The organism is Gluconobacter sp. P1D12_c, from assembly GCF_018812105.1.
Taxonomy (GTDB): Bacteria; Pseudomonadota; Alphaproteobacteria; order Acetobacterales; family Acetobacteraceae; genus Gluconobacter; species Gluconobacter oxydans_A.
In genome coordinates this window covers 51,516-71,393 of sequence record NZ_JACSIQ010000008.1, presented here as the reverse complement: position 1 = coordinate 71,393, position 19,878 = coordinate 51,516, and the positions used below count along the sequence as shown (strand labels likewise).

Genomic DNA, 19,878 nt, shown 5'->3' with positions numbered 1-19,878 from the left:
GGTCCCTCTCCATTGACCCATGGGCACACGGGTCCTATCTCCACCTGACGTGAAAATCGTCATTGCCTGGTTTGGGAGGTCTTTCCGATGGTGGAAAGAGCTTTTCCGGCCGGGTGCTCGGCATCTCAAGGTTCAGCATGTTCGCACGCCTCGCACGCGCCCTTTTCGGCTCCGCCAATGATCGTTCGCTCAAGGCGTATCAGCGCCGTGTGCCGGAGATCAACGCTCTGGAGCCCACGGTTCAGGGGCTCAGTGACGAGCAGCTTCAGCACAAGACTATAGAGTTCAAGGAGCGGGTCGCCCAAGGCGAAACCCTTGATAAACTGCTGCCTGAAGCTTTTGCCGTCTGCCGTGAGGCCTCCCGCCGTGTTCTGGGCAAACGTCATTTTGACGTGCAGCTGATCGGCGCGATGGTTCTGCATGACGGTCGCATTGCGGAAATGCGGACTGGTGAGGGCAAGACCCTTGTTGCAACGCTGGCTGTTTACCTGAACGCGCTGTCCGGCAAGGGCGTGCATGTTGTGACGGTGAACGATTATCTGGCCCGTCGTGATGCCGAGGAAATGTCTGTTCTTTACAGCTTCCTTGGTCTGACAACCGGCGTGATCATCCCGAATCTGGGTGATGAGGAACGTCGTGAAGCTTACGCAGCAGATATTACTTACGGAACGAACAACGAGTTCGGGTTCGATTATCTGCGCGACAATATGAAATATTCGCTCGGCGATATGGTGCAGCGTCCGTTCAACCACGCGATCGTGGATGAGGTGGATAGCATCCTGATCGACGAAGCCCGGACGCCGCTGATCATTTCTGGCCCGGCAGATGACAGCTCCGACCTTTATCGGACTGTTGATGCGGTTGTGGCCAAGCTAGTGCTGGAGCCGGAAGCTTACGATAAGGATGAGAAGCTGCGCAGTGTTACGCTGACGGAAGCTGGCTCACACCGTATCGAAGAGCTCCTGAACCAGGACGGTGTTCTGCAGGAAGGCGGCCTGTACGACATTCATAACGTGGCTGTTGTTCACCACGTTCAGCAGTCGCTTCGCGCCTATACGCTGTTCACGCGGGATGTTGATTACATCGTCCGTGACGGCAAGGTGATCATCATTGATGAATTCACCGGACGTATGATGGATGGCCGTCGTTATTCCGATGGCCTGCATCAGGCGCTTGAAGCGAAAGAGCACGTCGAGATCCAGCAGGAAAACCAGACGCTCGCATCCATCACATTCCAGAACTACTTCCGCCTGTATCCGAAGCTCTCCGGCATGACGGGTACGGCTATGACGGAAGCGGATGAGTTTGCGGAAATCTATAACCTGACGGTTGTTGAAATTCCGACGAACCGTGCCGTCAAGCGGATTGATACGGACGATGAAGTTTATCTGACTGCGGGCGAAAAATATAACGCCGTTGCAGATCTGATCCAGGAAGTGAGCGCCAAGGGGCAGCCAATCCTGGTGGGTACGACGTCTATCGAAAGAAGCGAGTACCTTTCCAGCATTCTGGATCAGCGCGGCATCAAGCATAGCGTGCTCAATGCGCGTCATCATGAGAAAGAAGCCAGCATCATCGCGCAGGCTGGTGCTCCGGGTGCGATTACGATTGCCACGAACATGGCGGGTCGTGGAACGGACATCAAACTGGGCGGCAACATCGAGATGCTGACCCATGCTTATACGGATGGGATCGAGGATGACGCAGAGCGTGCGCGCATCACCGAAGAAATCCGTGCAGCCGTTGAAGCCAATCATGGCGCGGTTCATGAATCCGGGGGCCTATATGTCATCGGTACGGAGCGTCATGAGAGCCGTCGTGTTGATAACCAGTTGCGTGGCCGTTCGGGACGTCAGGGCGATCCGGGTAACTCCCGCTTCTTCCTGTCCCTTGAAGACGATCTGATCCGCATTTTCTCTGGCGACCGTATGGGCGCGATGATGCAGAAGATGGGTCTGAAGGAAGGGGAGGCGATTGTTCACCCTTGGCTGAACAAGGCCGTAGAGAAGGCTCAGAAGCGCGTTGAAGCCCGTAACTTCGACATGCGCAAGAACACGCTGAAATACGACGACGTCATGAATGACCAGCGCAAGGAAGTGTATTCCCAGCGCAAGGAATATATGTCGTCCGAAGATCTGTCGGGCGTGATTGCGGAACTGCGCCTGCACACCATCGAAGATCTGGTTCACGCCCATATTCCTGAGAAATCCTTTGCCGAGGCTTGGGATACGGCTGGGCTCACTGCTGAAATTTCCCGCGTCCTGAATCTTGAGCTTCCGATCGCTGACTGGGCGAAGGAAGACGGCATGGACGCTGACAGCGTGATCGAGCGCGTGGAAGCTGAAGCCCAGAAGGCTCAGGCTGCCCGGACGGCCAATATGGGGCCGGACCTCATGCGCATGATCGAGAAGCAGGTTGTTCTCACCACGTTCGATGCCGTCTGGAAAGAGCATCTGCATGGGCTGGATCAGCTTCGCCAGGGTATCGGCCTGCGTGCGTATGGGCAGCGGGATCCGCTGAACGAATACAAGCAGGAAGCCTTCCAGATGTTCACGGCAATGCTGGATGACATGCGCCTGCGTGTGACGCAGACGATGTGCCGGATCCAGGCTGTGAGTGAGCCGCCGCCCTATCCGGTGGTCGATAGCTCAGCACACCATGAAAGCTTTGAAGCGCCGCCAGCAGCGCCCGCACTGACGCAGCCAGAGCCTGTTGTGAGCTTTGCAGCGCCGCAGGCACAGTTTGCGGCTGCGGGCTCAGTTAACGAGCCGGATGCAGCGACGCTTCAGCAGTGGTATGAAGAAACGCCGCGCAATGCGCTTTGCCCGTGTGGCTCGGGCCAGAAGTTCAAACACTGTCATGGCAGGCTCGTCTGAGCCTCTGAGACCCGTAGAGGAAGGAGCGACCGATGGCCGGTCATTCACAGTTTAAGAACATCATGCACCGTAAAGGTGCGCAGGATGCTAAGCGCGCCAAGCAGTTCGCCAAGATCCTGCGTGAAATCACGGTTGCAGCGCGGTCCGGTCTGCCTGACCCGGCATCCAACCCGCGTCTGCGTGCTGCTGTTACCGCAGCGCGTGAAGCGAATATGCCGAAAGATAACGTCGAGCGTGCCATCAAGAAGGCATCTGGTGCTGCTGGCGGCGAAGACTATGTGGAAGTGCGCTACGAAGGCTACGGCCCGGCTGGCGTGGCGATCATCGTCGAAGGTCTGACTGACAACCGGAACCGGACGGCCGGTGAAGTTCGGGCAGCGTTCTCCAAGCATGGTGGTTCGCTGGGTGAATCGAACTCCGTGTCCTTCATGTTCCAGCGTCTGGGTGTTGTGACGTATCCGGTCGATGCCGCCTCTGAAGACGAGATGCTGGAAGCCGCCATTGAGGCTGGTGCGGATAATGCCGTGCTGACCGAGGAAGGGCACGAGATCACCTGCGAGATGGAGAACTTCTTCGCAGTGCGTGACGCTCTTGAAGGTCGTTTCGGCGAGCCACAGTCCGCCAAGCTCGACTGGCGCCCGGAAAACAGCATTTCTCTGGATGAAGAGAAGGCCCGGACAGTTCTGAAGCTGATCGACGTTCTGGAAGATAACGACGATATTCAGGCTGTTTACGCCAACTTTGACCTTCCAGACGATGTGGCGCAGGCGCTCGCCGCTTGATCCGTCTGATGGGAATAGACCCCGGCCTGCGTTTCATGGGCTGGGGAATTATTGATGTGGATGGCAACCGCCTGAAGCATGTGGCCTCTGGTGTGATTGCGACAGATGGTCATGAATCGGTTCCCCTGCGGCTCTGTGAGCTGCACGGGAAACTCCAGAACCTGATCCGTGAGTATGCTCCCGCCGAAGCAGCGGTTGAGGAAACTTACGTAAACCGCAATGGCTCTTCCACGCTCAAACTCGGTTATGCCCGTGGCGTGGCGCTTCTGACGCCCGCTTACGAAGGCCTTCCGGTGGCAGAGTATGGTGCTATGACAGTCAAGAAATCTGTTGTGGGAACCGGGTCTGCCACGAAGGAGCAGGTCACGATGATGGTGAAGCGGCTGCTTCCTGGCGTCGCCATCTACAAGGCCGATGCTTCGGATGCGCTGGCTGTAGCGATCTGTCATGCTCATTATCGTGCAAGCGCGGCCTATGTAACGGCTGGAAGGCGGATGGCGTGATTGGACAGCTTACAGGGCTCGTTGGGCAGATCGAAGGAGAGCGCTGCATCGTTGACGTCAATGGTGTGGGTTATGTGGTGTCAGCGTCAACACGCACACTCTCATCTGTTCCGCAGCCTCCGGAAGTTGTGCGTCTTCTGATCGAAACCGTCGTTCGGGAGGACGCGATCCTTCTGTATGGGTTCGTGACAACGGACGAACGCGAGTGGTTCCGCCTGTTGACGACCGTGCAAGGTGTGGGCGCCAAGGTTGCGCTTGCGATCCTTTCGGCCAACTCTCCCGGTGAGCTTCTCTTGGCAATCAATGCCGGAGATCGTGGTTCTCTGACGCGGGCGGCAGGTGTCGGCCCTCGTCTTGCTGATCGAATTCTGAGCGAACTTCGTAACAAGGTTGCCAAAATGCCCGGTGGTGGCGCGTCCGCCCCGATGCCAGGCGTGGTGACCGGGCCGAGTGTTGAGAATGATGCACTTCTGGCGCTGGCTGGTCTCGGCTTTCGGCGGGCGGAGGCTTGGCCTGTTCTCAGTCGTGTTCTGGCCGAAAACGAAAATGCCTCGCTTGATCTGGCAATTCGCCTTTGCCTGAAGGATCTCGCCCGATGAGCGAATTTCGTGAAACGGATGCCGCACGCCTGCCGGACGATATTGCCGAAGGCGGCTTACGGCCTGAAACGCTCGCGGATTTTACAGGGCAAAAAGCAAGCCGTGAAAATCTGGCTATCTTCATCGAGGCAACAAAGGCCCGTGGAGATGCTCTGGATCATGTGTTGCTGCATGGACCGCCAGGTCTAGGCAAGACCACGCTGGCGCAGATTGTAGCGCGTGAACTGGGCGTTGGATTTCGGGCGACGTCTGGGCCGGTAATTCAGCGCGCTGGAGACCTTGCGGCAATCCTGACAAATCTCCAGCCTCGTGATGTGCTGTTCATCGATGAAATTCATCGTCTTCAGCCGGCGATTGAGGAAATTCTCTATCCGGCGATGGAAGATTTCCAGCTCGACCTGATTATCGGGGAAGGGCCGGCAGCACGTTCGGTGCGGATTGATCTGGCGCCATTCACGCTTGTTGCCGCCACAACCCGTGCAGGTTTGTTGGCAACGCCTCTTCGGGATCGTTTTGGTATCCCTTTGCGGTTGGTGTTCTACACGCCGGAAGAGTTGCGGGCGATCGTATCACGCGGCGCCACGAAGCTCGGGGTTCATCTGAATGATGACGGAGCAGAGGAAATTGCTCGTCGTTCCCGCGGCACGCCCCGTATCGCGGGCCGTCTTCTGCGTCGCGTTCGGGATTTTGCGCTTGTCGCGAAGAAGCCGATCATTGATCGCGCGACGGCTGATGCCGCACTTTCCCGTCTTGAAGTTGATGAGCGCGGTCTGGATGCAATGGACCGCCGCTATCTTCAGCGTATCGCAGAGCACCACCATGGTGGCCCTGTGGGTGTCGAGACGCTGGCTGCCGGTCTGGCAGAGGCGCGTGACACACTAGAAGACGTCATCGAGCCTTATCTGATTCAGGAGGGGCTCATCCTGCGGACAGCGCGGGGGCGCATGTTGGGTGAGGCTGGGTGGAGACATCTGGGCCTGAACCCGCCAGCGAGCCAGGTTGATCTTCTGTCCGGGCTCGACGACGACACGGCAGGCTGAAGAGCTACTGCCAATAAGCGGAGAAACTGATGGCAACGCATAAGATCCGTTTCCGGGTTTATTACGAAGACACGGATGCAGGTGGCATCGTCTATCATGCCCGCTATCTCGGTTTTGCAGAACGTGCGCGCAGTGAAGCCATGCGGGATGCAGGGGCTTCGGTGACGGAGCTTCTGCGCGATTTTGGTCTGGCGTTTGTCGTGCGGCAGGTTGGGGTGCGTTATCGCGCGCCGTTGCGACTCGATGATGAAATGGAAATCGAGACGGCATTGGTTGCAATGACGCCAACGCGGTTGAAACTTGAACAAACTGTTCGAAACAGCACGAATGGCAACGAAACCGCCGTCGTCATTGACGTAGAGCTGGCGTGTCTTTCTGCCGAAGCCATGAAACCTGCCAAAATTCCGCCTCGGTGGTGTGATGCTGTTCGAAAACTCGAGGCTGGAGAGGTCTGACCCACTTTCCTGTTTCCTCACGAAGTGCAATGGAGAGTCCTGACCCGTAAGGGACAGGATCTGGACAGGAGAGAACAGTGGATCATGAGGTAAGTTCGAGTGCGCTTGGGGCGGTCGGTGCGGCCGGTCTGTCGCCTCTGGACCTGTTCCTGCACGCGTCCATCGTCGTTAAGCTGGTCATGGTCGGGCTCGTCCTGTGCAGTGCAGGCGTGTGGGCGATCATTGCGGAAAAAATCCTTCTGATGCGTCGCGTCAATCGCGAAGCAACGGAATTTGAAGACCGTTTCTGGTCCGGCGGTTCGCTGGACGACCTTTACGAATCTGATGGCGCACGCCCGACTCATCCGATGGCCGCCGTGTTCGGCGCTGCCATGGGCGAATGGCGTCGCTCGGCACGTATTGTCGGAATTGATCTGGCGCGCGGTGGCGTGCGGGACCGTATCGACCGTGCCATCAACATCACCGTTTCGCGTGAAAACGACCGTCTGGGTCGTCGCGTGATTTTCCTTGCCACGATTGGCCCGGTTGCGCCGTTCGTCGGACTGTTCGGAACGGTCTGGGGTATCATGCATGCGTTCGGCTCGATCGCTGCCATGCACAACACCAACCTCTCCGTTGTGGCTCCGGGTATTTCCGAAGCTCTGTTCGCAACGGCGATCGGTCTTGTGACCGCTATCCCGGCTTATGTGGCCTATAACGTCATCAGCAACTCGCTGGACAAGTTCGCGGACCGCATGGATGCGTTCGGGACCGAATTTGCCGCCATTCTTTCCCGTCAGTCGGAAGAACGTGCGGACGAGACGTCCAGCGGGAAGGCCTGATCCATGGGGATGTCCGCTGGAGGAGGTGGGCGTATGGGCGGCCGTCGTCGGCGCCCTGCGTCTGAGATTAACGTTACGCCGCTTGTGGACGTCATGCTGGTGCTTCTCATCATTTTCATGGTGACGGCGCCGATGATGACCAGTGGCGTCAATGTCGATCTGCCCAAGACGGATGCCAGCCCGGTCAATGCTGACACCAAGCCGATCACGGTTTCCCTGCGCAACGATGGTTCGTTGTACCTGGGGGAAGACCCGATCACACCCGAGCAGCTTGTGGACCAGCTCAAGGTCCAGTCCCAGAATGATCCGAACCATCGGATCTTTGTCCGGGCTGATGCACATATCGACTATGGTCGCGTGATGCAGGTCATGGGACAGATTACGTCTGGCGGCTTTACGCATGTGGCACTGCTGGCTCAGCAGCCTCAGAGCGGCCAGTAAGAGGACACCGCAGTGGTGCGTCCACGTCGTTCGGACAGGCGTCGCTTTCGCAACGCGCTTCTGGGTTCAGTCGGTGTCCATGCGGCACTGATCCTGTACCTGGTTGTGCGGATCCCGTTCGAGAAACCACCTGAACCGCCGGAGCCTCCGGCGGTGCAGATGGAATTTGAGGAGGCAGGGCCTCCTACCCATCCCATCAAGGCTGACCATCCGGCTCCGAAGCCGGCTCCTGCGCCTGCGCCCGTGAAGAACGAGGCTCCTCCGTCTCCGACACCTCCTTTGAAGGCGCCGACGGAAGAACCGCCTCCGCCACCGCCGCCGCCGCAGCCTGTTCCGCCTACGCCTGAGACCAAGCCTCAGCCTCTGCCGCCGACGAAGCTTCCGCCAAAAATTACGGAGCCGTCGCCTGAGCCTGTTCCTGCGTCTCCGCCGAAGCCGTCTCCGCCTTCAAAGTCTGCAATGGTGGCTCCGCCGAGCCCGCAGACACAGAAGGCTGACAAGCTGCCGGATACGCCGAAGTTCTCGCATTTGACCCAGCCGAATGCGTCCAAGAATACGCAGGCGGACAGTCACTCGCTACTGGCAACGCTGGACAGTTTCCGGTCTGACCAGAAGCAGACGCATGCGCCCAAGGCGAAAGCCAACCCGCCGCAGGGTGGTGCGCCGGATGGCGGCGGTGTGCCGAATGGCGATATCACCAAGTCTCTGTCCATGGCGGATCAGAAGGCGATCGGTGGCTCCGTGCGGCGTTGCTACACGGAAGACACGGAAGCGCGGAACTATGCGAGCTTTGTCGCGCATCTGATTGTGACGGTGGATGCAACGGGTGAGGCGCGTCTTGTGAAGTATGCTCCTGATACGGCAGCGAAGATGGCGTCAGACCCATCCTATCGTGTGCTGGCGGAGCGTGCACGGGATGCGGTTCTGAGCCCGACCTGTGCCCATCTCCCCATTCCTTCCAACCTGCTAGGCCAGACGCATCAGCTGCGTTTTGTCTTCAGGCCGTAAACCCTAGAGGAATCATCATGACCTTCATTTCCGATTCCGAAGCTGATGCTCTGAGCGCGCTGCTGTCGCGCCGTTCCATCCTCGGTGCCACAGCCGCGGCTGGTAGTCTTCTTGCAACCCCGCTTTCTGCTTTTGCGCAAGGAACTGCGGCCGGTGGGGCTGGGGAAGCTGAAATTACTGTTGATCAGGCCCGTCAGGCGCCTATTCCCATTGTCATTCCGAGCTTTGGTGCCGGAATGGGGGAACAGATCTCCAGTGTCATTTCTTCCGATCTGGCTGGGACTGGCCTGTTCAAAGTGATGACAGGCGATGTGTCGCCTACGGGTACTCCAGACTTCAGTGGGCTCAAGGCACAGGGCGCGCGTGCAGCTGTTGCAGGACGTGCAATCGGGGCAGGCAGTGTTCGTGTTGAGATGCGTCTGTGGAACGTTGTGGCCGGTGAGCAGCTTCAAGGCACGGCCTACACGGCATCGCAATCCAACTGGCGCCGCATTGCCCATATCATTGCTGATGTGATCTATGAGCGGATGCTGGGCGAAAAGGGGTATTTCGATACCCGTATCGCTTATATTGCCCGTACAGGTCCGCGCCGCCATCAGATCACCCGTTTGGCGCTGATGGATCAGGACGGGTTCAATTCCCGGATGCTGACAGGCGGCCAGTGGCTGACCCTAACGCCGCGCTTCAACCCGGCGCGCGATCAGGTTGCGTTCATGTCGTATGCGAACAACCGTCCGCGCGTGTATCTGTTTGATCTGGGCTCTGGCCGTCAGCAGATGCTGGGTGAGTTTGACGGCATTTCCTTCGCGCCGCGCTTCTCTCCGGATGGAAGCCGCGTTGTTCTGTCTGCAACGCGTGGTGGTGGATCTGACATTTTTGTTGTGGATCTGGCTTCTCGCAGCAAGCATCAGATCACCAGCTCTGGTGGTGCGATTGATACCAGCCCGTGCTTCAGCCCCGATGGCAGCCAGATCGTGTTCAACTCCGATCGTGGCGGTAGCCCGCAGCTTTACATCATGGGTGCATCGGGCGGTGGTGCGCGCCGGATTTCCTATGGCTCTGGCCAGTATGGATCTCCGGTCTGGTCACCTCGTGGCGATCTTATTGCCTTTACCCGCATTGGGCATGGTGGCTTCTCTCTGGGCGTCATGAACCCGGATGGTACGGGCGAACGTATCCTGACGCAGGGCTTTACTGTTGAATCTCCGACGTTCTGTCCGAATGGCCGCGTGCTGGCGTTCTGCCGTCAGAGCGCTTCGGGTGCGGGCGGTGCCGGATTTGCGTCTGGCATTGGTACAATTGACATCACGGGCTTCAATGAGCGCCCAATCCGCACGGCAACAGGTGCGTCTGACCCGGCTTGGTCTCCATTGAACGGCTGATCAGCTTTTTTCCTCCCCGTTGGCAACGATCAACGGGGAGTATTTTGCCCTGAACAGATCTGGAGCGTTCGCTCGATCACACAGGGACACGACACATCTGTCCTGATGAAGTGCGTAAAAAATGGCTTTGAACGGAGTCGATTTTGGGCGTTCCCTCCAGGTGTCAGAGTCCGGCGTTCCATCGCATCTTCTGTAAATCGACTTTAGCGCCTCAGCTCCCGGATTGAATGTGCCCCGCATGCGGCGCTTGGCTGATACGCAAGGCTTGCATGAGGATAAAACGATTAAAGAATGTTCAGCAAAACAACTGGCAGAATTCCGCCACATTCCTGTCTAACTGCTGTGACATTTATGTTGCATTTTCTAGTTTCGAAACAGAATCGTTCTCTGGCTCAGGGGTAGGCACGCACAGGATGCTTGACCCCGGATTTAAGTCATGGGTATGGGCGCTAGTGGCCAGTGCTTTTCCAGTGGTTCGCAGAGAGTTCGTGAAGGATTCTTGAGCGTTCCTGAGTGGAAGGGTGTGTGGTCCGGAACAACGCGGCAATATGCCGCATTTCGGTTTCTGATACGGAACCGTTCTCAGGGTTGAGACACATGAAGTTCAAGGTGTTTGGTGCGCTTGGTCTGGCGCTTGTTCTCGCAGCCTGCTCCGACGGCAAAACCGATACGGGCAACAGCACCGGTGCTGGCGCAGCCACGCAGGAAGCCGGCCCGACGCCGGGCAGCGAAGCTGACCTGGTTGCCAATGTGGGCGACCGTATCTTCTACGAGCTGAATGTATCCCAGCTTTCTGAAGAAGCTCGTGCGACGCTGGACAAGCAGGTTGCATGGCTTGCGAAGTACCCGCAGGTCAGCGTTCAGATCGCTGGTAACTGCGATGACCGCGGCACCGAAGAATACAACATTGCTCTCGGCCAGCGTCGTGCGAATGCTGCTCGTGACTACCTTGTTGCCAAGGGCGTGAGCGCTTCCCGCATCACGACGATTTCCTACGGCAAGGATCGTCCGACGGCTGACGGTGACGATGAAGCCTCATGGGCTCAGAACCGTAACGCGATCACCTCGGTTCGCTGAACCCAGGTCATCCGTCTGACGGACTGACAGTTTGAACGGCCGGGGGAGTTTATCCCCCGGCCGTTTCTGTTTTAAGACTGTTCATCAGCCGAACTCGCCGGTGATTGCGAGAGGGCGCTCAGACCGGGCGTCGAACATGTTTCAGGAGATCTTGCATGGCCCTGTCCCGTCCCCTCCGTGCCGTCATGCTCGGAACGGCGCTTTCTGTGCTTTGTCCTGTCCTGCCAGTCATGGCTCAGGACGCGTCAGATGGTGGGGGTATTTCCTCCCGCGAGGCGATTGCCCTTCAGGATGAAATTGCCTCATTGCGGCAGCAGCTTTCGCAGATCCAGAATAGCGGGCCTTTGCCTGCGCCAAGTTCGTCATCGTCGCGTGGTTCCTCCTCTTCGGGAGCTGATGGCAACATGACCGCCCAGCTTCTCGAGCGTGTTGCTGCGCTTGAAGAGCAAAACCGTCAGATGCGGGGTGAACTGGATCAGCTCAGCAACGCGCAGAAGGAAACGCAGGCCAATCTGTCCAAGCAGATTTCTGACATGCAGTTCGCCTCCCAGAATGGCGGCGGTGGAGGTGGAGCGTCTGCTCCTGCCGCTGCTGCCACGTCTAAAGCCGCAGAGACGGCGCCTGCGTCTTCCGATGAGGCCCCCAAAACGGCTCTTGAAGCTTTGAAGGCCGGCAATGCTGCCCTCAAGGCTGGCAAGTATGAAGATGCTGAAACGAATGCACGCTTTGCCGTGAAGACTGCCAAAAGCGCTTCGGGTAAAATGGATTCTCAGTTCCTGCTGGCTCAGTCCCTAGCGGGGCAGAAGCAGTATCGTGAGTCTGCGGTCGCCTATTACGACGCCTACAATAAAGCTCCGAAAACGCCGAAAGCACAGGACTCCCTCCTGGGTGTTGCGGCTTCTCTTCTGGCTATGGGCGATAAGAACTCGGCCTGTCAGGCACTTGATAAGCTGAAGACCGAATTCCCGACACCAACGCCTCGCGTAAAATCGGCAGCAGCGACGTTCCGTGGGCGTGCGGCCTGTCACTGATGTAAAAACTCCCATCCAGGCGGCAGAGTTTTCTGCTTGGGTGGAGTCTTTGGGGCCTTGGTTGCCTGATACGCCAACTGCGCCGGTCGGGCTTGCAGTTTCCGGAGGCGCAGACTCTCTGGCGCTCGCATGGCTTGCACAGCGTTGGCGCCAGCATGTTCTCGCCTTCATTGTTGACCATGCCTTGCGTCCCGAGTCCGCAGCAGAAGCGAGACTAACGGCTCAAAGGCTGTCCGAGATGGGCGTGGAAGCCCGGGTATTAACTCTGGCGCCATTTCCAAAGGGGCGGCTTCAGGAGCGAGCCCGGGATGCGAGATTTGACGCTCTGGAACGGGCATGTGTCGACGCAGGGTGCCTGGACCTTCTGGTGGCGCACCATCTTCATGACCAGGATGAAACCGTCTCGATGCGGCATGGCGCAGGAAGCGGACAAGCTGGCTTGGCCGGGATTGCTGCATCTGCCATTCGGGGGCGGATCAGGATTGTTCGACCGTTGTTAACCTGCCATCCCGAACGCCTGAGAGGGACGCTGCGGGCTGCCGACCTGAGTTGGGTCGAAGATCCTTCCAATCAGAATCGTCGATTTGAACGGGTGCGATGGCGCCAGGACCTGACGCAGAGCGAGCGGACTCAAGCTCGCAAGTGGCAAGCAGGCGCTTTACTGAATCGCGCGGTAAGAGATGCGGCTTTAGCTGATTTACTGGCGAATGAGGCCGTATGGCATCCTGCGGGCTGGGTTTTCTTAAGAAAAAACGGCGTTTGCGAGGACAGCGTGTCTGCTCTGGTACGGTTGGTTTCTGGCAGTCGTTATCGTCCATCGCGTGAGAAAGTCCTGTCACTCATAAAGCAGGGACAGGGCTCACTCGGGGGCGTGATCATGCGGACAGCAGGGCGATTTGGGGACGGCGTTATCTTTGTTAGAGAAATGCGATCTGTAGAGGCATCTGTCTGTGCTGCGGGACAGCCTCTCTGGGATGGGCGCTGGCGATGCCTGCAAGAGGATGTGCCTGAAGGAGCTCTTATTGGGTCTCTTGGAACCGGGGCGCAGGGTCTTGATGCCAGACGATTGGGAATTCCTGTTGAAGTATTGCAAACGCTTCCCGCTCTTTGGCGCGATGGCCGTGTCATAGGGTTGCCAGATCTTCTGGAAAGGGCCGGAACGGTTCCATTCGTCTGGGCTGGAGGGGTTCCAGTTACCGGCGAAAACGGCGTAAACGGGTGAAAAGCGTACCAAAATGCGTGGAAATGCGTTTTCCTGCCCTTGATGGGGTAGGATCATGGGCAGGACCGCCTATGTTATGAAGTCAACGCAGACTATGACGTCGGCCTGTTGAGATGATGAAGCCCCGCTGCATCTGACGGACAGTCTGAAGGACGACAGAGAACGAGATGAACAATTTAGGCCGTAACGTTGCGATCTGGGTGGTCATCATCATGGTCGGAATGGCAGTGCTGACCGCCTTCCAGCCCGGTGGAAGCCAGCATGCTGCCCAGCAGATCGCCTATTCTGATTTTGTCCATGATGTGGACGAGCACCAGGTGCGCTCGGTGGTTATCCAGGAACAGAATATTTCTGGAACACTGACGAACGGTACCTCCTTCGAAACCTATGCACCGATGGATCCGGGTCTTCCGGCTCGTCTGACCGGCGCGGGTGTTGAAGTGACAGCCAAGCCAATGGATAGCGGTGAGAACTCCATCCTGCGGTATGTGGGAAATTATCTTCCCGTTCTTCTGCTTGTTGGCCTGTGCTTCATGGTGTTTCGCCAGATGCAGGCCGGTGGTGGCCGTGCGATGGGGTTTGGCAAGTCCAAGGCTCGTCTGCTGACGGAAAAGACGGGCCGCGTCACATTTGATGATGTGGCAGGTATCGATGAAGCCAAGGCTGAACTCGAGGAAATCGTCGAATTCTTGAAAGACCCGCAGAAGTTCACGCGTCTGGGCGGCAAGATCCCCAAGGGCGCCCTGCTGGTCGGCCCTCCAGGTACGGGTAAGACGCTTCTGGCCCGTGCGATTGCCGGCGAAGCCAATGTGCCGTTCTTTACGATTTCCGGTTCGGACTTCGTGGAGATGTTCGTTGGTGTCGGTGCATCCCGTGTGCGCGACATGTTCGAGCAGGGCAAGAAGGCTGCTCCGTGCATCATCTTCATCGATGAAATTGACGCCGTTGGCCGCCATCGTGGTGCCGGTCTTGGTGGCGGCAATGATGAGCGCGAGCAGACCCTTAACCAGATGCTCGTCGAGATGGATGGTTTTGAGAGCAATGAGGGTGTTATCCTGATTGCAGCAACCAACCGTCCGGATGTTCTGGATCCGGCTCTGCTGCGTCCGGGGCGTTTTGATCGTCAGGTCGTTGTGCCGAACCCCGATGTTGCTGGTCGCGAAAAGATCCTGCGCGTTCATATGAAGAAAGTACCGCTGTCTTCAGATGTGGACCCGAAAGTGATTGCTCGTGGCACGCCAGGTTTCTCTGGTGCTGATCTGGCCAATCTTGTGAACGAAGCTGCTCTAATGGCTGCCCGTCAGGGACGCCGCACGGTCGGAATGGCTCAGTTCGAAGAGGCCAAGGACAAGGTCATGATGGGCGCAGAGCGTCGGTCCATGGTCATGACCGAAGACGAAAAGCGCTCGACGGCTTATCATGAGGCCGGACACGCCATCTGCGCGATCTTTACCCCGGGTAGTGACCCCATTCACAAGGCTACGATTGTGCCGCGTGGCCGCGCTCTGGGTCTGGTGATGACGCTGCCTGAGAAAGACAACATTTCCTACAGCCGGAAATGGTGCCTGGCGCGTCTGGTGATTGCCATGGGTGGCCGTGTTGCTGAAGAAATCATCTTTGGCCCGGAAGAAGTCAGTGCCGGTGCGTCTGGTGATATCAAGAGCGCTACTGATCTGGCTCGCCGAATGGTCACGGAATGGGGCATGAGCGACAAGCTCGGCATGATTTCCTATGGCGATAACGGACAGGAAGTCTTCCTGGGGCACTCTGTTACACAGAACAAGAATCTGTCTGAGCAGACCGCACGCGATATCGACGTAGAGATCAAGGCTCTGATTGATACGGCTTACCAGCAGGCGCATCATCTGCTTCTGACGCGGATTGATGATCTACACCGTCTGACAGCGGCTCTGCTCGAGTATGAGACCCTGACCGGAGACGATGTCGGTCGGATCATGCGTGGAGAGGCGATCGAGCGCCCGTCCGATGAGGAGCAATTGCCGGATAATCGCCGCGCCTCTGTGCCGACGACGCGTCCGGGTGCGTTTGATCCGGCTCCTCAGGCAGGCTAATCAAACCGTTAACCGCACCGCAAGGCGCGTCATTGGAGGGGAATTTCCTCTCCGGTGCCGCGCCTTTTTCTTATCTATCGAGACAGGCAGGATTTCATAACCATGGCCAGCAAGAGGGCTCTGTTCGGGACGGACGGCATCAGGGGAACCGCAAACACCGCTCCAATGACGGTGGAAGTTTCCCAGAAGCTTGGACAGGCCGCGGGCCTGTATTTCATGCGCAGTCAGAGCCGTCGACACACTGTTGTGCTGGGCAAGGACACACGCCTGTCCGGGTATATGATTGAATGTGCGCTTGTGGCTGGCTTTCTGTCTGCCGGTATGGATGTGATCCTTGTCGGTCCGCTTCCGACGCCAGCGATTGCCATGTTGACGCGGTCTTTGCGGGCAGACCTCGGTGTCATGATCTCGGCCTCTCACAATCCCTTCACCGACAATGGCATCAAGCTGTTTGGCCCAGACGGTTTCAAGCTCTCTGATGAAGTGGAAGGGGAGATTGAAGCCATGATGGGACAGGACCTGTCTCAGCGTTTGGCTTCACCGGCAGAAATCGGTCGTGCCTCTCGTTTGAACGATGCCGCTGGCCGATACATTGAGAACGCCAAAGCTTCCTTCCCGCGCGGACTGCGTCTGGATGGTTTGAAGATTGTTCTCGATTGCGCAAATGGGTCTGCATATCGCGTGGCACCAACTGCTCTCTGGGAGCTGGGTGCGGAAGTCATCAAGATTGGTTGTTCACCGGATGGCCTGAACATCAATGACGGTGTTGGCTCCACCCATCCAGAGACGCTTTGTGCTGCCGTAAAAGAACATGGCGCGGACTTCGGCATTGCGCTGGACGGAGACGCCGACCGTGTTCTGATCGCCGATGAGAACGGCAATCTGGTTGATGGTGATCAGATTCTTGGGTTGATCGCCCGATTCTGGAAGCAGCATGGACGTCTGCGGACCAACACGGTCGTGGCCACGGTCATGTCCAATATGGGGCTGGAGAAGGCTCTTGCGGAAGATGGTCTGGAGCTTCAGCGGACGGCCGTCGGGGATCGCTACGTCGTTGAGCGCATGCGTGAGAATGGTGGGAACCTGGGCGGGGAGCAATCCGGGCACATGGTCCTGTCCGATTACGCTACGACCGGAGATGGGCTGATTGCCGCCCTCCAGGTTCTGGCTGTTTCAGTGGAGACCAAGAAGCCCGCCAGTGAGATCTGTCAGGTCTTCCAGCCTTTCCCGCAACTTCTCAAAAACGTTCGCTACTCAGGGGCTAATCCGTTGAGCAGTCCCGAACTGGCGGCTGCCAAAGCCTGGGCGGAAGAACGTCTTGCCGGGCGCGGTCGTCTGGTTCTGAGAGCCAGTGGGACCGAGCCCTTGATTCGCGTGATGGCGGAAGCAGAAGACGATGCGCTGGTTCTTCAGGTCGTGGATCATGTCTGTGAGGCGATCAGAGCAATTACGGGGGCCTGACGTATGCGTGGCCGGGTTCTGACAGTTGCGGGAAGTGACTCGGGTGGCGGGGCTGGGATTCAGGCCGACCTGAAGACCATTACCACTCTGGGGGGCTTTGGAATGAGCGCCCTTACAGCTCTGACGGCACAAAATACACTCGGCGTCTTTGGGGTGGAGGCTGTTTCTCCAGCGTTTGTTCGACAGCAGATGCAGGTCGTTCTTGATGATCTGGGTGCAGATTGCTGCAAAACCGGAATGCTCGCGACAGCAGACATTGTTCATGCCGTTGCTGACGAACTGGAATGCCACCCGCATCTCCCGTTGGTACTTGACCCGGTCATGGTGTCCACCAGCGGGTCAGCTCTTCTAGCCGACGATGCTGTAGACGCTGTGATGACCCGTCTTTTGCCCCGGGCCTTGATCGTGACTCCCAATATTCCCGAAGCAGAAGTCATGACGGGTGAGGTCATTCATGATCTGGCAGGAATGCGTCGGGCAGCTCATATCCTGCAAGAGCGGGGAGCCGCGGCCGTTCTGCTTAAGGGCGGGCATATGACGGGAGAGGATCTCGAGGATCTTCTGATCTTCCCAAATGGTGATGAGTACGTACACCGTGCAACGCGGATTCATACGCGTCATACTCATGGAACGGGTTGTACGCTTGCCAGTGCCATTGCGACGGGCATTGCACAGGGTATGGATCTTGAAGCAGCGGTACGTCGGGCTCATGCCTATCTACGGCTCGCGCTCTCAAATGCGCCGGGCTATGGCGCTGGTCACGGGCCGGTCAATCATGGTGTGACGATCCGGCCGGACTGGTACCAATCCTGAAGTGCCTGTTTTAGGCGACGGTCAGTTCAGATGCGGCTCTGGTCATTGAGCTGACAGAGGCAGGCAGGGGCTCGGCCGCTGTTTCTTCGCGCAGAATGTAGCCACGTCCCCAGACTGTAGAGATGAGGTTGCTGGCCCCTGCTTTCTGAAGCTTACGACGGAGTTTGCAGATGAAGACATCAATGATCTTCATCTCAGGCTCATCAATGCCGCCATAAAGATGATTCAGGAAAGCATCCTTGGTCAGGACAGAGCCTTTCCGAATAACCAGAAGCTCCAAAATGGCGTATTCCTTGCCCGTCAGGTGTAAGGGATTGCCCTCAACAGTGACGTTTTTCCCGTTCAGATCCAGTTCCAGATTGCCAATGCGCAGGCAAGGCTCGGAAAATCCGCGAGAGCGGCGCATGACGGCCTGAAGGCGGGCAACAAGCTCGCCTGAGTCATAAGGCTTTGTCATGTAATCATCGGCACCCATTGAGAAGGCCCGGATTTTGGCCTGGGGGCGGAGCAGGGCAGAGAGAACGAGAACAGGCGTTGTAATCCGGGCTGCGCGGACACGGCGGATGACATCGTAACCTTCGATATCGTTCAGCATCAGTTCCAGCACCATCAGATCATAATCGTAATGCCGGAGCATCTCGATTGCTTCCTCGCCAGAGGACGTATGATCGACGGTAAAGGCAGCCGTACGAAGGGTCTGAGACAGATGGGCTGCGGCCTGAAGATCGCTATCGACAAGAAGGATACGCATGTTTCTCAACTCCCGGATTGGTGAAGCAATGGTTACTACCCAAGGTTGTGTTTGTCGATAGATACAAATCAAAAAGCGTAAAATTTTTATCATTGCTTCATTAAAGGGTGCGTGTTCAGGGTTTGTTAAGGTTGCGCTCCTTATGGTTGTTTGATGACATCACACCTCGGAAATCCTCAGCAAATCCAGGGAAAAGGCGGGTTGAAGAGCCTTCTCGAAAAGCTCTCATCCATGCACGTTGACGGTGCAACCGGAGTTGTTCGGGATGTAACGGGGCTGTGCATGACCATTCACGGCCTTGAGGGACTCGTTTCTATCGGTGACAGAATTAACGTGAAGGCACGTTCTGGGGTATCGATACAGTCTGAGGTTGTAGGGTTTCATAATGCACACGCCCGGGTCATGGCGTTTGGTAGCCTTGAAGGGATTGGGCCTGGGTGTGAGGCGCGTATTTCTTTGAGTGGGCGTCAGTCTGCCGGTCTGGGTGTGAATGAGAGCTGGCTTGGAAGAGTCGTGAACCCCCTCGGGATACCCATCGATGGGAAGGGGCCGTTAGCGCCGGCTTTCCAGCAACAGCCTGTCAGTGCCGCACCTCCAAATGCTGCAACGCGGGCACGGCTTGGAGAGCGCATAGATTTGGGAGTGCGGGCGCTCGATGCGTTTACAACCTGTCGGCGTGGTCAGAGGCTGGGATTGTTTGCCGGGTCTGGGGTCGGAAAATCCACTCTGCTGTCCATGCTGGCGCGCGGTGCACACTGCGATGTGGCGGTCATTGCACTGGTCGGTGAGCGCGGCCGTGAAGTTCGTGAGTTCATTGAAGATGATCTGGGGGCTGAGGGGCTGGCGCGGAGTGTGGTGGTCATTGCCACATCAGATGCACCTCCGTTGATGCGGCGGGATGCTGCCGTCGCGGGTATGGCGATTGCAGAGCACTTCCGTGATCAAGGTAAATCCGTACTTTTGCTGATGGATAGTGTGACCCGTTATTGCATGGCCCTGCGTGAAATCGGTCTGTCAGCTGGCGAACCTCCCGCCACGCGTGGCTATCCTCCATCTGTTTTTGCTGAACTGCCGCGATTGCTGGAACGCGCCGGGCCTGGTTATCCAGGAGAAGGCATGATTACCGCCCTGTTCACTGTGCTTGTGGAGGGTGACGATCATAACGAGCCGGTTGCAGACGCCGTTCGTGGAATTCTCGACGGACATATTGTGCTGGATCGGCGGATTGGTGAGCAGGGGCGCTACCCCGCGATTGACGTTCTTCGGTCTCTGTCACGTGCCGTACCGGGATGTAATTCAGCTGAGGAAAACAGGCTCACGAAGCAGGCGCGGGCGACCATGGCAACCTATGAACGGATGGCCGATATGATTCGTCTGGGGGCGTACAAGGCGGGAACGGAGCCGGACGTCGATGAGGCTGTGCGGCTTATGCCCAGGCTTGAAGAGTTTCTTTCTCAAGGCAAAAGCGAACGGTCTAACTGTGCGGAAGCGTTTGAACAGCTCTCCAGCATTGTGAATGCCGAGGCCTGAACACAATGGGAGCA

General features: G+C 57.5%; 18 protein-coding genes. 17 read left to right on the top strand and 1 reads right to left on the bottom strand.

Annotation, left to right across the window (positions count from 1 at the left end; all coding sequences use genetic code 11):
• Window positions 1-137 precede the first annotated feature (137 nt).
• From secA to thiD, 16 genes are all read left to right on the top strand, one after another.
• A complete protein-coding gene (gene secA / locus KP705_RS10555; RefSeq protein ID WP_046900883.1) occupies window positions 138-2,876 on the top strand; it encodes a preprotein translocase subunit SecA in 2,739 nt (912 codons plus the stop codon).
• Window positions 2,877-2,908: 32 nt separating this feature from the next.
• The gene (locus KP705_RS10550; protein WP_046899943.1) at window positions 2,909-3,658 is read left to right on the top strand and encodes a YebC/PmpR family DNA-binding transcriptional regulator; all 750 of its coding nucleotides are present in this window, start codon (window positions 2,909-2,911) and stop codon (window positions 3,656-3,658) included.
• Complete coding sequence (gene ruvC, locus KP705_RS10545; RefSeq protein WP_046899942.1) at window positions 3,655-4,161, top strand: crossover junction endodeoxyribonuclease RuvC; 507 nt, start codon at window positions 3,655-3,657, stop codon at window positions 4,159-4,161. The genes KP705_RS10550 and ruvC overlap by 4 nt, the downstream gene beginning before the upstream one ends.
• On the top strand, window positions 4,158-4,760 hold the full coding sequence (gene ruvA / locus KP705_RS10540) for a Holliday junction branch migration protein RuvA (RefSeq protein WP_046899941.1): 603 nt from the start codon (window positions 4,158-4,160) through the stop codon (window positions 4,758-4,760). Before ruvC ends, ruvA begins: the two co-directional genes overlap by 4 nt.
• Window positions 4,757-5,800, top strand: a complete 1,044-nt coding sequence (gene ruvB / locus KP705_RS10535; protein WP_046899940.1) for a Holliday junction branch migration DNA helicase RuvB — start codon at window positions 4,757-4,759, stop codon at window positions 5,798-5,800. The genes ruvA and ruvB overlap by 4 nt, the downstream gene beginning before the upstream one ends.
• A 29-nt stretch (window positions 5,801-5,829) precedes the next feature.
• Entirely contained in the window at window positions 5,830-6,255 is a 426-nt protein-coding gene (gene ybgC, locus KP705_RS10530) for a tol-pal system-associated acyl-CoA thioesterase (protein ID WP_046899939.1), read from the top strand.
• A 77-nt stretch (window positions 6,256-6,332) separates the two neighbouring features.
• Window positions 6,333-7,076, top strand: a complete 744-nt coding sequence (tolQ, locus tag KP705_RS10525; RefSeq protein WP_046899938.1) for a protein TolQ — start codon at window positions 6,333-6,335, stop codon at window positions 7,074-7,076.
• 3 nt (window positions 7,077-7,079) lie between these two features.
• Entirely contained in the window at window positions 7,080-7,517 is a 438-nt protein-coding gene (gene tolR / locus KP705_RS10520; RefSeq protein ID WP_046899937.1) for a protein TolR, read from the top strand.
• A gap of 12 nt (window positions 7,518-7,529) precedes the next feature.
• Window positions 7,530-8,525: a hypothetical protein gene (locus KP705_RS10515; protein ID WP_046899936.1), complete on the top strand. Its 996-nt coding sequence runs from the start codon at window positions 7,530-7,532 to the stop codon at window positions 8,523-8,525.
• A 17-nt stretch (window positions 8,526-8,542) separates the two neighbouring features.
• Window positions 8,543-9,907: a Tol-Pal system beta propeller repeat protein TolB gene (tolB, locus tag KP705_RS10510; RefSeq protein WP_203548395.1), complete on the top strand. Its 1,365-nt coding sequence runs from the start codon at window positions 8,543-8,545 to the stop codon at window positions 9,905-9,907.
• A gap of 597 nt (window positions 9,908-10,504) precedes the next feature.
• Complete coding sequence (gene pal / locus KP705_RS10505) at window positions 10,505-10,984, top strand: peptidoglycan-associated lipoprotein Pal (protein ID WP_046899934.1); 480 nt, start codon at window positions 10,505-10,507, stop codon at window positions 10,982-10,984.
• A 155-nt stretch (window positions 10,985-11,139) separates the two neighbouring features.
• The gene (locus KP705_RS10500; protein WP_215764423.1) at window positions 11,140-12,015 is read left to right on the top strand and encodes a tetratricopeptide repeat protein; all 876 of its coding nucleotides are present in this window, start codon (window positions 11,140-11,142) and stop codon (window positions 12,013-12,015) included.
• Window positions 12,016-12,076: 61 nt separating this feature from the next.
• Entirely contained in the window at window positions 12,077-13,237 is a 1,161-nt protein-coding gene (tilS, locus tag KP705_RS10495; protein ID WP_235271715.1) for a tRNA lysidine(34) synthetase TilS, read from the top strand.
• A gap of 167 nt (window positions 13,238-13,404) precedes the next feature.
• On the top strand, window positions 13,405-15,309 hold the full coding sequence (ftsH, locus tag KP705_RS10490) for an ATP-dependent zinc metalloprotease FtsH (protein ID WP_046899932.1): 1,905 nt from the start codon (window positions 13,405-13,407) through the stop codon (window positions 15,307-15,309).
• 102 nt (window positions 15,310-15,411) lie between these two features.
• Window positions 15,412-16,770, top strand: coding sequence for a phosphoglucosamine mutase (gene glmM / locus KP705_RS10485; RefSeq protein WP_046899931.1), 1,359 nt, complete (start codon window positions 15,412-15,414; stop codon window positions 16,768-16,770).
• A gap of 3 nt (window positions 16,771-16,773) precedes the next feature.
• A complete protein-coding gene (gene thiD / locus KP705_RS10480; protein WP_046899930.1) occupies window positions 16,774-17,583 on the top strand; it encodes a bifunctional hydroxymethylpyrimidine kinase/phosphomethylpyrimidine kinase in 810 nt (269 codons plus the stop codon).
• A gap of 10 nt (window positions 17,584-17,593) precedes the next feature.
• Here the strand turns inward: thiD and KP705_RS10475 are convergent, their stop codons facing one another.
• Window positions 17,594-18,334: a response regulator transcription factor gene (locus tag KP705_RS10475; protein ID WP_046899929.1), complete on the bottom strand. Its 741-nt coding sequence runs from the start codon at window positions 18,332-18,334 to the stop codon at window positions 17,594-17,596.
• A 153-nt stretch (window positions 18,335-18,487) separates the two neighbouring features.
• Between KP705_RS10475 and fliI the strand changes: the two genes are divergently transcribed.
• The gene (gene fliI / locus KP705_RS10470) at window positions 18,488-19,864 is read left to right on the top strand and encodes a flagellar protein export ATPase FliI (protein WP_052750022.1); all 1,377 of its coding nucleotides are present in this window, start codon (window positions 18,488-18,490) and stop codon (window positions 19,862-19,864) included.
• Window positions 19,865-19,878 lie beyond the last annotated feature (14 nt).